The sequence below is a fragment of the Mesorhizobium sp. RCAM 06353 genome (assembly GCF_059683585.1).
In genome coordinates, this window is the sequence record NZ_CM185031.1 from 1,315,146 (window position 1) to 1,331,168 (window position 16,023).

Annotated in this window: 15 protein-coding genes and 1 pseudogene; 10 read left to right on the forward strand and 6 right to left on the reverse strand. The window is 63.5% G+C overall.

Annotated elements, in window-relative coordinates; genetic code table 11:
• Positions 1–346: 346 nt before the first annotated feature.
• Positions 347–547, reverse strand: a complete 201-nt coding sequence (locus tag AC56QX_RS06055; protein ID WP_497114365.1) for a hypothetical protein — start codon at positions 545–547, stop codon at positions 347–349.
• Positions 548–770: 223 nt separating this feature from the next.
• Here AC56QX_RS06055 and AC56QX_RS06060 point away from each other — a divergent pair, with 223 nt between their 5' ends.
• The 7 genes from AC56QX_RS06060 to AC56QX_RS06090 all read left to right on the forward strand — a co-directional run bounded on the left by AC56QX_RS06060 (position 771) and on the right by AC56QX_RS06090 (position 8,906).
• Entirely contained in the window at positions 771–1,172 is a 402-nt protein-coding gene (locus AC56QX_RS06060) for a RidA family protein (protein WP_497114367.1), read from the forward strand.
• Between the two features lie 285 nt (positions 1,173–1,457).
• Positions 1,458–2,897, forward strand: a complete 1,440-nt coding sequence (locus AC56QX_RS06065) for a pyridoxal-phosphate dependent enzyme (RefSeq protein ID WP_497114369.1) — start codon at positions 1,458–1,460, stop codon at positions 2,895–2,897.
• Positions 2,894–4,075, forward strand: coding sequence for a trans-sulfuration enzyme family protein (locus tag AC56QX_RS06070; protein ID WP_497114372.1), 1,182 nt, complete (start codon positions 2,894–2,896; stop codon positions 4,073–4,075). Before AC56QX_RS06065 ends, AC56QX_RS06070 begins: the two co-directional genes overlap by 4 nt.
• Positions 4,076–4,337: 262 nt before the next feature.
• On the forward strand, positions 4,338–5,306 hold the full coding sequence (locus AC56QX_RS06075; protein ID WP_497114374.1) for a GlxA family transcriptional regulator: 969 nt from the start codon (positions 4,338–4,340) through the stop codon (positions 5,304–5,306).
• A gap of 318 nt (positions 5,307–5,624) precedes the next feature.
• Positions 5,625–6,929 (forward strand): M24 family metallopeptidase, encoded by a 1,305-nt coding sequence (locus AC56QX_RS06080; protein ID WP_497114376.1) that lies wholly within the window; start codon positions 5,625–5,627, stop codon positions 6,927–6,929.
• Between the two features lie 325 nt (positions 6,930–7,254).
• On the forward strand, positions 7,255–7,935 hold the full coding sequence (locus AC56QX_RS06085; RefSeq protein ID WP_497114379.1) for an isochorismatase family protein: 681 nt from the start codon (positions 7,255–7,257) through the stop codon (positions 7,933–7,935).
• Positions 7,936–7,952: 17 nt separating this feature from the next.
• Complete coding sequence (locus AC56QX_RS06090) at positions 7,953–8,906, forward strand: alpha/beta hydrolase (RefSeq protein ID WP_497114381.1); 954 nt, start codon at positions 7,953–7,955, stop codon at positions 8,904–8,906.
• On the opposite strand, the gene dnaQ is transcribed toward AC56QX_RS06090, so the two are convergent.
• From dnaQ to AC56QX_RS06115, 5 genes and pseudogenes are all read right to left on the reverse strand, one after another.
• Complete coding sequence (gene dnaQ, locus AC56QX_RS06095) at positions 8,901–9,599, reverse strand: DNA polymerase III subunit epsilon (RefSeq protein WP_497114385.1); 699 nt, start codon at positions 9,597–9,599, stop codon at positions 8,901–8,903. The genes AC56QX_RS06090 and dnaQ overlap by 6 nt on opposite strands.
• 97 nt (positions 9,600–9,696) lie before the next feature.
• Positions 9,697–10,278: a dephospho-CoA kinase gene (gene coaE, locus AC56QX_RS06100; protein WP_497114388.1), complete on the reverse strand. Its 582-nt coding sequence runs from the start codon at positions 10,276–10,278 to the stop codon at positions 9,697–9,699.
• A pseudogene (locus tag AC56QX_RS06105) lies at positions 10,275–11,116 on the reverse strand (shikimate dehydrogenase). The gene coaE and the pseudogene AC56QX_RS06105 overlap by 4 nt, the downstream one beginning before the upstream one ends.
• Complete coding sequence (locus tag AC56QX_RS06110; RefSeq protein ID WP_497114391.1) at positions 11,109–11,708, reverse strand: Maf-like protein; 600 nt, start codon at positions 11,706–11,708, stop codon at positions 11,109–11,111. Before AC56QX_RS06110 ends, AC56QX_RS06105 begins: the two are co-directional and overlap by 8 nt.
• Positions 11,709–11,736: 28 nt before the next feature.
• On the reverse strand, positions 11,737–12,558 hold the full coding sequence (locus AC56QX_RS06115) for a pyruvate, water dikinase regulatory protein (protein ID WP_497114393.1): 822 nt from the start codon (positions 12,556–12,558) through the stop codon (positions 11,737–11,739).
• A gap of 403 nt (positions 12,559–12,961) precedes the next feature.
• Between AC56QX_RS06115 and hemE the strand changes: the two genes are divergently transcribed.
• From hemE to rho, 3 genes are all read left to right on the forward strand, one after another.
• Positions 12,962–13,993, forward strand: coding sequence for a uroporphyrinogen decarboxylase (hemE, locus tag AC56QX_RS06120; protein ID WP_497114396.1), 1,032 nt, complete (start codon positions 12,962–12,964; stop codon positions 13,991–13,993).
• Positions 13,993–14,547, forward strand: a complete 555-nt coding sequence (gene hemJ / locus AC56QX_RS06125; protein ID WP_497114398.1) for a protoporphyrinogen oxidase HemJ — start codon at positions 13,993–13,995, stop codon at positions 14,545–14,547. Before hemE ends, hemJ begins: the two co-directional genes overlap by 1 nt.
• Positions 14,548–14,723: 176 nt before the next feature.
• Positions 14,724–15,989: a transcription termination factor Rho gene (gene rho, locus AC56QX_RS06130; RefSeq protein WP_027041130.1), complete on the forward strand. Its 1,266-nt coding sequence runs from the start codon at positions 14,724–14,726 to the stop codon at positions 15,987–15,989.
• Positions 15,990–16,023 lie beyond the last annotated feature (34 nt).

The following is a 16,023-nucleotide window of genomic DNA, read 5'->3' on the forward strand; positions in this document are numbered from 1 at the left end:
TCCGAGGCGGGACCCGAGAGCGCCTTGCGTGATCGCACCATATTCGGCTGGGTGCGATCTGGTATTGATCCGGCACGGCCCTATATCCGTGCCGAACAACTTCCGTTCTTAACTATAAGGTGGCAGGACTAAAGTCTTGCGCCCTGACAGGCAAAGGTCCGGGGGGCCTGCGAACGTTCTGTACTCGTCCATTGGACGTTCCGTACTTTAGCTATTCAGCATATAAGCGCGACTTCATACAACCGACATGATGGTGATGTAATTTGGCATGCCAAAAGGGGTGTGATCTCCCGCCTTCGGTGTTCCCAATCTGCCTCCAGGCCCGGCTTGAAACCGGGCTTTCTTTTTAACTTTCAGCGGCCAATTTCGACCGGATTTCCTTGACGCCGCTTGCAATGGCGTTAGCGCTCGCGAGGTCGAGGGCCAAATCCAAAATGCCCTCCGTCGTCTGGATCGAAAGGATGCCTAGAACGCCGTTCTCATCCTCGACCGTACTGACGTGAATTTCGGTCGGCACGAAGGGCAGAGCCTTTGTCGTACGGCGCATCGACGAGCTGTCTCCTCAAGCGGCGACACTCGCGAATAGGCAATGATCTTCATCGGCTGTCTCCGCCAGAGATGTCAGGATCGCGCGGCCCGCTTGTTTCGGCTGGCATCCCGTTCGGCTAGCATGATGAAAATGGCGGCTTCAACGAACGAGATGGTTCGTTGAACGCGGAGACCGATTGCCCTTTCGTGGCGCGGCATTTCTTCGGAGGAAGAGACAGAGAATGACTATCGAGCGGCTGAACCCGAAGGGCATGCACAGCAACCCGGCCTATTCGCAAGGCGTGGCGCTGCCGGCCTCGGCCCGCATCGTGCTGATCGGCGGCCAGAACGGCATCGACGCCAACGGCCAGATCGTCGGCAAGGACGATATCGCCGCGCAAACCGCGCAGGCGCTCGCCAATCTGGCGATGGTGCTCGAAGCCGGCGGCGCCAGGCCGGAAGACCTTGTGCGCCTGTCGATCTACATTGTCGGCGATGCCGACATCGGGCCGGCCTTCGGCGTCTGGATGGCGTTCTGGGCAGATCGCGGGCCGCCGCCGATGGTGACAGGCATACGCGTGCTCGGCCTCGCCAATCCGGATTTCCTGATCGAGATCGAGGGGCAGGCGGCGATTGAAGCATAATCTCCCCCTCGAGGGGGAGATGGCCGGCAGGCCAGAGGGGGTCGGTTCGACCGGGCTCGGCCTACCTGCTGCAGAAGGAGGTTGGCGCTTCACGTGAGGCGACCCCCTCTGTCGCCTTCGGCGACATCTCCCTCGAGGGGGGAGATTAGGCGCCTCTTGGAATTTCATTCCTCGTCTGGCCGGCTGATTGGCATGATCTATCTTCTTTCCCGCGACAAACGGCTGGAAAAGAGGCTACGCTGCCGCTCCGCCCCCGAGCCGGTCGCTTGATCAGGGAGCTTCGATATGAGCGAGCACGGAACAGCTGCGCTAGGCAGCACCCCCTCGGATGGCCCATTATCCCGCCTGCGGCCGCCCTATGCGTCGGTTCTCGACCTGATCGGCCAGACGCCGGTGGTCGAGCTGACGAAGTTCGACACCGGCAAATGCCGGTTGTTCATCAAGCTGGAAAGCCAGAACCCGGGCGGCTCCATCAAGGATCGCATCGCGCTGTCGATGATCGCCGCGGCCGAGAAAGAGGGCAAGCTCAAGCGCGGCGGCACGATCGTCGAGGCGACGGCCGGCAATACCGGCCTCGGCCTTGCCCAGGTCGGCATTCCCAAGGGCTATCGCATCGTACTGGTCGTGCCCGACAAGATGTCGCGTGAAAAGATCCAGCATCTGCGCGCACTCGGCGCGGAAGTGCGCATGACGCGTTCCGATGTCGGCAAGGGCCATGCCGAATATTACCAGGACATGGCCGAGAAGATCGCGGCCGAAGTGCCCGGCGCCTTCTATGCCAACCAGTTCGCCAATCCGGCCAACCCGCTGGCGCATGAGACGACCACCGGTCCGGAGATCTTTTCGCAGCTCGACGGCAATGTCGACGCGGTGGTCGTCGGCGTCGGCTCGGGCGGCACGCTGACCGGGCTTGGCCGCTACTTTGCGAAAGTGTCGCCGAAGACGGAAATGGTGCTGGCGGATCCGGTCGGCTCGGTGCTGGCGCCGCTGATCAAGACCGGCAAGATGGAAGAGGCCGGCAGCTGGACGGTGGAAGGCATCGGCGAGGATTTCGTACCGCCCAATGCCGATCTGTCGCTGGTCAAGAAGGCCTACTCCATCACCGACAAGCAAAGCATGCTGGCGGTGCGCGATCTCCTGTCCCGGGAAGGCATCCTGGCCGGCTCGTCCTCGGGCACGCTGTTGTCGGCCGCCCTGCGCTATTGCCGCGAGCAGACGTCGCCGAAGCGCGTCGTCACCTTCGTCTGCGACAGCGGCAACAAATATCTGTCAAAAGTGTTCGACGATTTCTGGCTGGCAGAACAAGGGCTGGCCGAGCAGGAACATCATGGCGATCTGCGTGACCTGGTGATGCGCTCGCACCGCACCGGCGACACGGTCTCCGTCGGGCCGGACGAAAGCCTGCTCAACGCCTATGGCCGCATGCGCCGCTCCGATGTGTCGCAGCTGCCGGTGCTCGACAATGGCAAGCTCGTCGGCATCGTCGACGAAAGTGACATCCTGGCCAAGGTCGAGGGCCCGCATGACGGCCGCTGGGAACGCTTCAACGGCCCGGTGCGCACGGCGATGACCTCCAATCTGCACACGCTGCAGGCCAGCCAGACGCTGGATGCGCTGCTGCCGGTGTTCGACCGCAACGAGGTCGCCATCATCTTCGACGGCGACGAGTTCGTCGGCCTGATCACCCGCATCGATCTGATCAACCATCTGAGGCGCGCACGATGACCAAACACACACCGCCAGCCGGCAAGAACCGCCTGGCCTTTTCGACGCGCACCATCCATGGCGGCCAGAGCCACGATCCGCTGACCGGTGCGGTGATGGTGCCGATCTACGCCACCTCGACCTTTGCCCAACAGTCGCCCGGCGTGCACAAGGGTTTTGAATACGCGCGCAGCCAGAACCCGACGCGCTTCGCCTTCGAGCGCGCCGTGGCCGATCTCGAAAGCGGCACGGCCGCCTTCGCCTTCGCCTCCGGCCTGGCAGCGATCTCGACTGTGCTGGAGCTGCTCGATTCCGGCGCCCACATCGTCGCCACCGACGACATCTATGGCGGCTCGTTCCGGCTGATGGAGCGGGTGCGCAAGCGCTCGGCGGGTCTCCAGGTCTCTTTCGTCGACTTCACCGACCTTGCGGCAGTCGAGGCGGCGATCCGGCCGGACACCAAACTGCTGTGGGTCGAGACTCCGACCAACCCGCTGCTGCGCATCGTCGACCTCGAAGGCGTCGCGGCTCTCGCCAAACGCAAGGGCATCCTGTCGGTCGCCGACAATACGTTCTGCAGCCCCTATATCCAGCGGCCGCTGGAGCTGGGCATCGACATCGTCGTCCACTCGACGACAAAGTATCTGAACGGTCATTCCGACATGGTCGGCGGCGTCGCCGTGGTCGGCGACAACAAGGAGTTGGCCGCCCAGCTGAAATTCCTGCAGAACGCCATCGGCGCCATTTCAGGGCCGTTCGACAGTTTCCTCGCCTTGCGTGGCCTGAAGACGCTGGCGCTCCGGATGGAGCGCCATTCCGAGAACGGCCTGAAGATCGCGCAGTGGCTGGAAGCCCGCAAGGACGTGCGCCGGGTGATCTATCCCGGCCTCGCCAGCCACCCGCAGCATGCCATCGCCGTGCAGCAGATGCATGCCTTCGGCGGCATGATCACCGCTGTGCTCGACCGCGACCTCGCCGGGACCAAACGCTTCCTCGAACGCACGCAATTGTTCACGCTGGCCGAAAGCCTCGGTGGGGTGGAGAGCCTGATCGAACACCCGGCACTGATGACGCATGGGTCTATTCCGGCGGAAAAGCGGGCGGAGATCGGGATGTCGGACTCGCTGGTCAGGTTGTCGGCGGGGATTGAGGATGGCGATGATTTGATCGCCGATCTGGAGCAGGCGCTGGGGGGCTGAAAATACGCTCGTTCAATTGGTCGGAGGCAACTGTCGAAGTCGGCGCCGCCCCTCATTGCCCTGCCAGGCATTTCTCCCCGTAAACGGGGCGAAAGAGGCTAACCACTGCCGCCGGTGATTGGCGAAAGCGGCGATGACAGCGTCCCTCGCCCCGTTTACGGGGAGAGGATGCCGGCAGGCAGGTGAGGGGCGGCGCTGGCGGTCCAGGTTCAAGCATCAGCCCGATTGACCTAGCGCGCTATTCGCCCGAGATGTAGCGCCCATGGCCACGCGCGAACCCGAAAACCCGACCGAACCCCTGACCTTCGCGGTGCTGGTCTTCCCCGGCTTTCCGATGATGGCGTTCAGCTCCGTCATCGAGCCGCTGCGCGCAGCCAACATCCTGGCGAAGCGGCCGTGCTATCGCTGGATCATCGTCGGCGGCACAAAAGGTGCGGTCGAGGCCTCGAACGGCGTCGTCATCCAGCCGGGTTTTTACGCGGAGGACGCGCCGAAGGTCGACCGTATCGTCGTCTGCTCGGGCGGCGATGCCGATCATCTCGTCGCCGAGGATGCGGCAAGCTGGATCCGCAGAAGCCTGCGCAATGGCGCGCATATCGGCGCGGTGGCGGACGCCGCCTTCTTCCTCGCCCGCGCCGGCCTGCTCGACGGCCATGCCTGCACCTTGCACTGGACCAGCCAGGCCGCTTTCACCGAGGCGTTTCCGACAATCGAGCTCCGGCGCGACCTCTATGTCATCGACCGCAAGCGCTTTACCTCGGCCGGCGGCGTCGGCAGCCTCGACATGATGCTGGAGATCATCACCCGCGACTACGGCGCCGAGCTTGCCGCCGGCGTCGCCGAATGGTTCGTGCACAGCCAGTTGCGCTCCAGCGTCGACCGCAAGCTGATGCCGCTGCGCCTGCGCACCGGCGTGCAGAACGAGCTCGTGCTGTCGGCCATCGCCATTATGGAAGACGCGGTCGAGGAACGGCTCGGCATGGCCGAACTGACGGCGCGGCTCGGCGTCTCCTCCGACAAGCTGGAGCGCAGTTTTAGATCCGAACTGGATATCTCACCCAACGGCTACTACCGGCGGCTCAGGCTGAAGCGCGCCGCGGATCTCCTGGCGCATTCGACGCTCGCTGTGCGCGACGTGGCGCTGGCCTGCGGCTTTGCCTCGATGTCGAGCTTCGCCCGGGCCTTTCGCGAGGAGCACGGGCATCCGCCGAAACTGGCGCGCCGGCATTAGGCGCGCTGACGCGATGAGACGTTGGCGGGACAGCGCCCCCCTCTGTCCTGCCGGACATCTCCCCCACTTGGGGGGAGATTGGCTGTCATCGCCGCTTTCGCCAATCTCCAACGTTGAAAACGAGGATGCGGCTTCCCAAGCTGCCGATCTCCCCCCTCGTGGGGGAGATGCCCGGCAGGGCAGAGGGGGGCGCGAAGGATCGCGGCGCAACTTTTTGGCTAGCGGTATCCCGCACAACACACGCGGTTTTCCGCACAATCCTTCCACGCCTCCTGCGCCATGGTCTGACCTTGCAACAGACCCAAGGCCAAGCACCCCATGAGCATCGTCGTATTCGACCCCGACAGCACCGAGGACGTCGACTTCAAGGACCGCATGCGCCACCCGGCCGCCGCCGATCCGGCGGGCGGCATGTGGCTGTCGGACACCGAGCCGTCCTTCATCGATGCGGATGCGCTGCGCAAAGGTCGGCTGGCCAAATTGCGCGGCTGGATGCGTGAGGCGGGCTATGGCGGCGTCGTTTTGTTCGACCCCTACAACCAGCGCTACGCCACCGGCTCGCGCAATATGTTCGGCTATTTCCTGCGCAACTCGACCCGCTATTTCTTCATCCCCACCGAAGGGCCGATCGTGCTGTTCGAATATCCGCAGAGCTACCATGTCTCGATGGTGCTCGACACGATCGACGAGGCGCGGCCTTCCAAGCTGGTCTGGTCGTCGGTCTCCGGCCGCGACGACGAAACCGCCGGCCCGTTCGCCGACGAGATCGCCGAGCTTCTCAAGAAACATGGCGGCGGCTCGATGAAACTCGGGCTCGACCGCTGCAGCCATCTGCAGGCGCTGGCGCTCGAAAAGCGCGGCTGTGACGTTCGGGATTGCCAGGGCGAAATCCTTGCCGTGCGCGCGGTGAAGACACCGGAGGAGGTGAAATGCCTGCAGGTGTCGATGGCCGGCGCCGAGGCCGCCGTCTATGCCGTGCGCGAGGCGATCAAGCCCGGCGTCTCTGAAAACGACCTCTTCGCCATCATGTATGGCGAGGTGATCCGCCAGGGCGGCGAGTTCATCGAGACGCGGCTCTTGACCTCAGGCCAGCGCACCAATCCATGGTTCAACGAGGCCAGCGGGCGAAAAATCCGGCCGGGCGAATTGCTGGCGCTCGATACCGACACGATCGGCTGCTACGGCTACTATTCCGATTTTTCGCGCACCTTCCGTTGCGGGCCAGGCAAGCCGACGCCCTACCAGAAATCGCTCTACCGCATGGCGCACGACCAGGTGCAGCACAACATTTCGATCGTCAAACCCGGCATGGCGTTCCGCGAGATCGCCGAGAAGGCGTGGACAATCCCCGACCGCTTTGTCGACCAACGCTACACCTCGGTCATGCACGGCGTCGGCATGCATGGCGAGACACCGTTCATCGCGCATGCCATGGATTACGAGACCTATGGCCGCGACGGCCATATCGTGCCAGGCATGGTGGTGAGCGTGGAAAGCTATATCGGCGAGAAGGGCGGCCGCGAAGGCGTCAAGCTGGAGGACGAGATCCTGATCACCGAGACGGGTACGGAGCTGCTGTCGCGCTTTCCCTATGAGGATGAGTTCCTGGAGAAGCAGGTTTGATGCCCATTGCCCGGCTCGGTGACGTGACCTTTGCGGCTGGCGCAGCCTCCCACCGCTTCGTCATCCTAGGGCGGAGCAAGGAGCGCAGCGACGCAGCGCAGACCCTAGGATCCATGCCGCGATCTCGGCGCGCCGCAACGGTCCGAATTCTGCTCCGCTGCACCATTCGATCAACGTCACGGCATGGATCCTCGGGTCTCCGCGACGCCGCTTCGCGGCTGCTCCGCCCGTGGATGACGAAGGTGGAGAGGCGACGGCCAATAGCCAACGCTAGCGCCAACTCGCTGAACGGAACGACGCTGGCTGCCGACACAGGCCCATCCGCATGAAAAGCCCCATCACCATCAAACGCGGCACGGTGGCCGCTGTCTTCATCGACCTGCAGGAAGAACACCGGCAGGATAAGCGCTATCTGGTCGAGGGCTTTGCCGGAATCCTGGCCAACGTCCAGCGCCTGCAGGCGGCGGCGCGCGAAAGCCATGTGCCGCTCCAGCATTGGGCCTATATCGTCGATCTCGACAAGCAGGATCGGCCCTTTCACCCGCTCGATGCCGACGGCAAGTCGGCCTTTTCGGACAAGAGCGATCCGCTGACCGAGATCTGCCATGAGGTGGCGCCGGCCAAGGACGAGATGCTGCTGATCAAGGCCGAGGCGAGCGCCTTCCGCTCGGGGCCGGCGGCTGATCGGCTCAAGGCTTCCGGCATCGAATGGCTGGTCGTTGCCGGTGTCTGGACCGAGGCCTGCATCGACGCCACCGTGAAAGACGCGGTGGCAAAAGGATTTCGCGTGCTTCTGGTCAAGGATGCCTGTGGCAGCGGCAGCGCGGCCATGCACCAGACCGGCATCCTCAACCTTGCCAACCGGCTCTATGGCGGCGCCGTCACCGACACGGATGGCGCCTGCCGGCTGCTGGCCGGCGAGACGGTCACCGTCTGGCAGGTCGAGGGCTCGGTGCCGCTGCGCTTCAGCTTCGACAATGCGGCCGCGCTCTACGCCGATCTATGACAGGTTGAGCAGACGACATGAGCGGCCGCGGCAAATACGAAACACGGCTCGACCCGGCCCTGTGGGCGTATATAGACAGCGTCAACGCCTGGTATCCGCCCGAGATCATTGGCCTGCCGATCGACAAGCAGCGCGAAATCTATGACCGGATGTGCCGGGCCTTCCACCGGGGCCGCCCCGCCGGGGTCAAGGCCAGCGATGGCCTGGTCGCTGCCTCGGGCCACGGCATTCCGATCCGCCACTACCAGCTTGCCGGCAAGGCCGCGCGGGCGATGGTGCTGTACTTCCATGGCGGCGGCTTCATCCTCGGCGGGCTCGACAGCCATGACGACATCTGCGCCGAGCTCTGCGCCGGCACCGACTTCGACGTGCTGTCGGTCGACTACCGGCTGGCGCCGGAACATTTGCATCCCGCTGCCTTCGACGATGCGATGGCCGCTTTCGCATGGGCGGCGGCGGCCAGCGACCTACCGCTGGTGCTGTGCGGCGAGAGTGCAGGCGGCAACCTCGCGGCTACGGTGGCGCAGGCGACGCGCCGGCATATCAGGGCAGCGATCGGCCAGGTGCTGATCTATCCCGGCCTCGGCGGCGACGAAAGTAAGGGTTCCTATGTCGAGCATGGCGAGGCGCCGCTGCTGTCCGTCGGCGACATCGCCTTCTACCGCGACGTCCGCTCGGCCAAGCGGCAATCGCCTGACGATCCGAGCTTTTCGCCACTGCGCGACCGCGACTTTTCCGGCCTGCCGCCGACGGTGATCATCACGGCCGAGTGTGACCCGCTGTCGTCGGATGGCGAGACCTATCGCGACCGCATTGCTGCGGCCGGCGGCAAGGCGTGGTGGCATGAGGAGCCCCGTCTCGTGCACAGCTTCCTGCGCGCCCGCACGACCGTGCCGGCTGCTGCGGAAGCTTTTGACCGCATCATCGCGGCGGTTGCGGCGCTGGGGCGGAGCGAGTGGCCGTATCTATGAGGAAGCTTTCAGCCACAGTGCCTTTTCGCCGAGCGTGGCGACCATGGCGGCGTGCGCCGCGCGCTCCGCTTCGGTCAGGCGCGGCAGCAACGGCCTCGGGCGTTGGGCGACGATGATTTCGATGTGCCTGACATTTTCGCCCTGCGCCGGCGCGGTGGCGCTGTCGAGGATGAGCGCCGCCTGCTTGCCGCCGATCAGCTCGATATAGACCTCGGCCAGCAGTTCGGAATCGAGCAAGGCGCCGTGCTTGGTGCGCTTCGTGTTGTCGATGCCGTAGCGCCGGCACAGCGCGTCGAGCGAATTGGGACCCATCGGGTGCTTGCGCCGCGCCAGCGCCAGCGTGTCGACGACAAGGCCGGGATCAACATTGGGATGACCGAGCCGGCCGAATTCGACATTGAGGAAGCCGATGTCGAAGGTGGCGTTGTGGGCAACCAGCTTGGCGCCGTCAGTGAAGTTCAGCCACTCTTCGGCGATGTCGGCGAAGGTCGGCTTGCCTGCGAGATCCGCCGCGCTGATGCCGTGCACAGCCTGCGCCTCGGCATGGATCGCACGGCCTTGCGGGTTGATATAGTGGTGGAAGGTGCGGCCTGTCGGGAAGCGGTTGACCAGCTCGACGCCACCCAGCTCGATCACGCGGTCGTCGCGCGAATCAAGGCCGGTGGTTTCCGTATCGAAGATGATCTCGCGCATCGAATCAGGTGCTCCTGGGGAGCAGAATCGGGACACCGGAACAAAATGGCAATGGGCAATGCTGACACGGTGGCGTCAGTAACCGGCTTCGCCGGACTTATCCCCGGAGTTCGGCAATGATCGCCGCAACAGCCGCCCGCGCGGCGTCCAGCCCGTGGCCGGTGTCGATGACGAAATCCGCCAGCCTGCGCTTCTCGGCATCGGGCACCTGTTTGGCCAGGATCGCCGCCAGCTTTTCTTCCGTCATGCCCGGCCGCGCCAGCACGCGCTGGCGCTGGACTTCAGGCGAGGCGGTGACGACGACGACCTTGTCGACGCGGCCACGGCCGCCGGTTTCGAACAACAGCGGAATGTCGAGCACCGCGATCGATTCGCCGGCGTTACGATGCCTGGCCAGAAAGGCATCGGCATCGGCGCGCACCAGCGGATGAATGATGGCTTCCAGCCGCTTCAGCGGGGCGGCATCGCCGAGCACGCGTGCCCCAAGTTTGGCGCGATCGACCACGCCCGCAACAGTGGTGCCGGGAAAGGCGGCTTCAACCAACGGCGCCGCCACGCCGGAGTAGAGGCGATGCACCGTCTCGTCGGAATCGTGGACCGGCACGCCCGCCTCGGCAAACATCTTCGCCGTCGTCGATTTGCCCATGCCAATCGAGCCGGTGAGGCCGAGCACGATCATGATTTCGGCACCAGATCGGCAACGATGATCGCGCGCAGCTCGGCCGTCACCTGCGGCCTGACGCCGAACCAGTGTTCGAAGCCGGGCACGGCCTGGTTGAGCAGCATGCCGAGACCGTCGACCGTCTTCAGCCCCCTGGCGCGCGCCGCGGCGAGTAGGGGGTTTCGAGCGGCACATAGACGAGGTCGGTGACGATGGCGTGGTCGGGCAGCAGGGCCGGATCGGCGGCGAGGCCTTCATTGCCGACCATGCCAAGCGCCGTGGTGTTGACCAGCAGGCCGGCATCGGCCAGCAGTTCGTTGGTCGCCGCCGTGCCATGCGCCGAGATGCCGGCGCCGAAACGATCGCGCAATTCCTGCGCCCGGGCGAGTGTGCGGTTGACGATTCTGATATCGCTGACACCGCGCTGCTTCAGCGACTGGATGACGGCGCGCGACGCGCCGCCTGCGCCGAGCACGACCGCCGGGCCCGTGTTCGCCCAGCCCGGCGCGTAATCATCGAGATTGGCGGCAAAGCCGTGACCATCGGTGTTGCCGCCCCACAGGACGCCGTCCTCGAACCATAGCGTGTTGACAGCGCCGATTTCTTCCGCGGCCTGGTCGCGGCGGTGGGCCAGCGCGAAGGCGGCCTCCTTGTGCGGAATGGTGACATTGCCGCCGCGATAGCCGGCCGCCTGCAATGTCGCGATGAATTCAGCAAAATCCTGCGGCGCCACGTCGATGGCTTCGTAGCTGCCGTCGATGCCGTGTTTGGCCAGCCAGTGGCCATGGATCTTCGGCGAGCGCGAATGTTTGATCGGATGGCCAGTGACGAAAGCCTTTTTGGTCGCCTCAGCCATCGATCGCCCCCAGCGTGCGCAGTTCCGCCAGCAGCGGCAAAAGCGGCAAGCCGACAATGGTGAAATGGTCGCCCTCGATCTTCTCGAAGAGCTGGATGCCTTCACCCTCGATCTGGTAGGCGCCGACGCTGGCCAGCACCTTGGCGCCGACGCGGGCGAGATGGCGGCCGATAAAGGCGGGGTCAAGCTTGCGCATGGTCATCGAGGCGATGCCGACATGGCGCCACAAAACCTGGCCGTCACGGACCAGAACCGCGGCGCTGTTCAACTGATGGGTCTTGCCGGACAGCGCCAAGAGATGACGGCGCGCGCCTTCCATGTCGGCCGGCTTGTGGAACACCTCGTCGCCGAGCGACAAAGTCTGGTCGCAGCCGAGCACCAGCGCGCCGGATCTGCGCTCGCTGACCTCGGTGGCCTTGGCCTCGGCCAGGACCAAAGCGACATCCTCGGGCGAAACACCGCTGTGCTGCAAAGGTGCCTCGAGCGCGCGCTCGTCGACCTTGGCGGGAACCGCGTCGACATCGATGCCGGCATTGATAAGCATCGCTTTGCGGAACGGGCTGCCCGAGGCGAGGATGATTTTTTCGGTCATGGTTGTTTACCAGGGTTGGCGCTCCGCCCTAGCGCGTCTTCCCCCGCAGGGCAACGATGGCCGCAGCCGTTTCCTCGATCGAGCGGCGGCTGACGTCGATCATCGGCCAGCCATGACGCGTGCAGATCTGGCGGGCGTAGGCGAGCTCCTCGGTGATCGCCGCGCGGTCGACATAGTCGCCAGCCTCATAGTCGCTGCTGTTGCCCAAAATACGGTTCTGGCGGACATGCGAGATGCGCTCGGCGGTGGCGATCAGCCCGACGATCAGCGGCTTTGAGGCGCTGACCAGGCTTTCGGGCACCGGCACGCCGAGCACGATCGGGATGTTGGCGGTCTTGATGCCGCGGTTGGCGAGATAGATGCTGGTTGGTGTCTTCGATGTCCGTGAAATGCCGATCAGCACGATATCGGCATCGTCCATATTGGCCGGCAGCTGGCCGTCATCATGCTCCATGGTGAAGTTCAACGCATCGATGCGGCGGAAATATTCGGCATCGAGAACATGCTGGGCACCGACGCGGCGGCCGGCCGGCGTGCCGAGATAGGACTGGAAGACGGTGAGCACCGGCTCCAGCACCGACACGCAGGGCAGGCCCATGGTGGCGCAGCGCTCGTCAATACCGCGCGCCAGCTTCTGGTCGACGACCGTATAGAGGATGATGCCCGGCTCTTCCTCGATATCCTCGAACACCTTGGCCACCTGCTTTTCGGTGCGGATGAGCGGGTAGATGTGCTCGATGGCGCGCGCATCCTTGTATTGCGCCGAAGCCGCGCGCCCGGCGGCGAGCAGCGTTTCGCCGGTCGCGTCGGAAATCAGGTGCAGGTGAAAGAAGCTCTGGGGTTTGTTCACAGGGATCACCTGGGGCTGTGGGCTTGTGTGGATAAACCGGGACAGAAAGAGAGGCCGGTCGGAGGCGACTGTATCAGATGGCAGGTTGTCCACAATTCGCTGTGCTGTCAGTCTCGTCGGGCGTCTGGGGACAAGTCTGGGGACCAGTTTTCTTGCCCGGCTTCTGTCCACAGGGCCGACTTTTCCCGCGGCATCCTAAGGCTTTGACTCCAGTGGAGGATTCCAAACTGTCCCCAGAACCCTACATCCGGGAGAACGAAGCGCGCGACAATATGCTTGCTGGTGTTTTTCGAGGCAAAGCGGGACAGGTGACAACCACCACAACCAACAGACTCTTAGAATCAGAAGAATCTTAGATATAAGAATCTTTAAGATTATAGGCAGGCTGGGAGAGGCGAGCTCGATGCCCAAAAGCCGGATCATGCTGGACGTCCTAAAGGGCGAAGCTCATTTTCCGCCTCCGCTCTGGATGATGCGCCAGGCCGGACGTTATCTGCCGGAGTATCGGGAGACGCGCAGGCGCGCCGGTTCGTTCCTTGACCTTTGCTATGATCCCGACCTTGCCGTCGAAGTGACGCTGCAACCGATCGAGCGCTTCGGCTTCGACGCCTCGATCCTGTTCTCGGACATCCTTGTTGTTCCGCATGCGCTTGGCCGCGACGTGCGCTTCGAAGAGGGAAGAGGACCGCTTTTGACGCCGATCTCCGTGGCCGAGATTGCGGCTCTGGAAAGCGATGTGTTTCACGTGAATCTCGAACCGGTCTATGAGACGGTCCGGCGGTTGCGGGCGAAATTGCCTGATGAAACCACGCTGATCGGCTTCTGCGGCGCACCCTGGACGGTGGCGACCTATATGATTGCCGGCCATGGAACGCCCGACCAGGCGCCGGCGCGGCTGTTTGCCTATCGTGAGCCGGAGGCGTTCCTGCAGCTGCTGAAGGTGCTTGCCGACTATTCGGCTGCCTATCTGATCCGCCAAATCGAGGCCGGTGCCGATGTTGTGCAGATTTTCGATTCCTGGTCCGGCGTGCTCGACGATGCGTCGTTCGACCAGTTTTGCGTTTGGCCGGTGGCCGAGATCGTCAGGCAGGTTCGCGCCGTCTATCCCGATGTTCCGATCATCGGCTTTCCCAAGGGCGCAGGCGCTCGCTACCGCACCTATCGCCAGAAGACCGGTGTAACGGCCCTGGGGATCGACTGGACGGTGCCGCTGGCAGCAGCGAAGGACTTGCAGCGCTCGGGTGCCGTCCAGGGCAATCTCGATCCCTTGCGCCTCGTGGCTGGCGGCAAGGCCCTGTCCGATGGCGTCGAGACAATCCTGAGAGCGCTTGGTGATGGACCGCTGATCTTCAATCTCGGCCATGGCATCACGCCGGAGACACCGATTGCCCATGTCGAGGCGATGGTGAAACAAGTTCGGAGCGCGATACGCTGATGGCTCAGTCAAAAAACACGAAAGACGCTGGCAACACGAACAGCACAGGCCAGGCGATGATACGCATGACCATTGGCATCGGTGTGCTGGTTGTGCTGACGGCACTTCTGTTTTTTTTCGCGCCGGAAAGTTTCTATCCCTGGGCTAAGGCGATCCATATCCTTGCCGTCATTTCATGGATGGCCGGCATGCTCTATCTGCCGCGCCTGTTCGTCTATCACGTCGATGCCGCGAAAGGCTCGGTGCAGTCGGAGACCTTCAAGGTGATGGAGCGGCGCCTGCTGCGCGGCATCATCAATCCGGCAATGATCATAACCTGGGTGTTCGGGCTGTGGCTCGCCTGGAAGGTTTTCGGATTCCAGGGCGGATGGCTGCACGCCAAGATCGGCCTGGTGCTTCTGCTGTCCGCGGTTCATGGCTATCTGGCCGGAGCGGTGCGGAAATTTGCCGAGGACCGCAATGAAAGGCCCGCGAAGCACTGGCGAATCGTCAATGAGATCCCCACATTGCTGATGATCGCAATCGTGATCCTGGTTGTCGTCAAGCCGTTTTGAGGCTTTTCCGTCTCCGCAAAACGCGGCTTGCTCTTTCACCCGACCGACGATAAAAGACGGGTCTTCCTTCCCGTCATGCGCCGCCCCTCGTTGCTTTCGGCCGCGCCCGGCATTTGTCGCATCCCGTCGATATCCTCCCAAAGCCTGCCCAGACTCCATCTATTCAAGGTCCGTTTATGCAAGAAATGAAACTCGCCGAGTTCAAGAACAAGAAACCGCCAGAGCTGATCGCTTATGCCGAATCGCTCGAGGTCGAGAATGCCAGCGTCATGCGCAAGCAGGAGCTGATGTTCGCGATCCTGAAGAAGCTTGCCGCCCAGGATGTCGAGATCATCGGCGACGGCGTGGTCGAAGTGCTCCAGGACGGGTTCGGCTTCCTCCGCTCGGCCAACGCCAATTATCTGCCAGGTCCCGACGACATCTACATCTCGCCGTCGCAGATCCGGCGCTTTTCGCTGAAGACCGGCGATACGGTCGAAGGGCCGATCCGCAGCCCGAAAGAGGGCGAGCGCTATTTCGCGCTGCTCAAGGTCAACACCATCAATTTCGACGATCCCGAAAAGATCCGCCACAAGATCCACTTCGACAATCTGACGCCGCTTTATCCGACGTCGCGGCTGAAGATGGAAATGGAGGTTCCGACCTCCAAGGACATCTCGGCCCGCGTCATCGACCTGGTGGCGCCACTCGGCAAGGGCCAGCGCGCGCTGATCGTCGCGCAGCCGCGCACGGGTAAAACCGTTCTGCTGCAGAACATCGCCCACTCGATCACCACCAACCATCCCGAATGCTATCTGATCGTGCTTCTGATCGACGAGCGTCCGGAAGAAGTGACCGACATGCAGCGCTCGGTGAAGGGCGAGGTCGTCTCCTCGACCTTCGACGAACCGGCGGTGCGACACGTCCAGGTCGCCGAAATGGTCATCGAGAAGGCCAAGCGCCTGGTCGAACATGGCCGCGACGTCGTCATCCTGCTCGATTCGATCACCCGTCTCGGCCGCGCCTACAACACCGTGGTGCCGTCATCCGGCAAGGTGCTGACCGGCGGTGTCGACGCCAACGCGCTGCAGCGGCCGAAGCGTTTCTTCGGTGCCGCCCGCAACATCGAGGAAGGCGGCTCGCTGACCATCATCGCCACCGCGCTGATCGACACCGGCAGCCGCATGGACGAAGTCATCTTCGAAGAGTTCAAGGGTACGGGTAACTCGGAAATCGTGCTCGACCGCAAGGTTGCCGACAAGCGCATCTATCCGGCCATGGACATCCTGAAGTCCGGCACCCGCAAAGAGGACCTGCTGGTCCCGCGCTCGGACCTGCAGAAGATCTTCGTGCTGCGCCGCATCCTGGCGCCGATGGGAACCACCGACGCGATCGAGTTCCTGATCGACAAGCTGAAGCAGACCAAGACCAATGGCGACTTCTTCGACTCGATGAACACGTAACGGCCTGTCCGGAGTTTTCCGGCCTACATTGGAG

Bases quoted from the DNA above. Each gene is read 5' to 3' on its own strand.
- AC56QX_RS06055 (WP_497114365.1), bottom strand. From the start codon at position 547: ATGCGCCGTACGACAAAGGCTCTGCCCTTCGTGCCGACCGAAATTCAC.
- AC56QX_RS06060 (WP_497114367.1), top strand. From the start codon at position 771: ATGACTATCGAGCGGCTGAACCCGAAGGGCATGCACAGCAACCCGGCC.
- AC56QX_RS06065 (WP_497114369.1), top strand. From the start codon at position 1,458: ATGAGCGAGCACGGAACAGCTGCGCTAGGCAGCACCCCCTCGGATGGC.
- AC56QX_RS06070 (WP_497114372.1), top strand. From the start codon at position 2,894: ATGACCAAACACACACCGCCAGCCGGCAAGAACCGCCTGGCCTTTTCG.
- AC56QX_RS06075 (WP_497114374.1), top strand. From the start codon at position 4,338: ATGGCCACGCGCGAACCCGAAAACCCGACCGAACCCCTGACCTTCGCG.
- AC56QX_RS06080 (WP_497114376.1), top strand. From the start codon at position 5,625: ATGAGCATCGTCGTATTCGACCCCGACAGCACCGAGGACGTCGACTTC.
- AC56QX_RS06085 (WP_497114379.1), top strand. From the start codon at position 7,255: ATGAAAAGCCCCATCACCATCAAACGCGGCACGGTGGCCGCTGTCTTC.
- AC56QX_RS06090 (WP_497114381.1), top strand. From the start codon at position 7,953: ATGAGCGGCCGCGGCAAATACGAAACACGGCTCGACCCGGCCCTGTGG.
- dnaQ (WP_497114385.1), bottom strand. From the start codon at position 9,599: ATGCGCGAGATCATCTTCGATACGGAAACCACCGGCCTTGATTCGCGC.
- coaE (WP_497114388.1), bottom strand. From the start codon at position 10,278: ATGATCGTGCTCGGCCTCACCGGCTCGATTGGCATGGGCAAATCGACG.
- AC56QX_RS06110 (WP_497114391.1), bottom strand. From the start codon at position 11,708: ATGACCGAAAAAATCATCCTCGCCTCGGGCAGCCCGTTCCGCAAAGCG.
- hemE (WP_497114396.1), top strand. From the start codon at position 12,962: ATGCCCAAAAGCCGGATCATGCTGGACGTCCTAAAGGGCGAAGCTCAT.
- hemJ (WP_497114398.1), top strand. From the start codon at position 13,993: ATGGCTCAGTCAAAAAACACGAAAGACGCTGGCAACACGAACAGCACA.
- rho (WP_027041130.1), top strand. From the start codon at position 14,724: ATGCAAGAAATGAAACTCGCCGAGTTCAAGAACAAGAAACCGCCAGAG.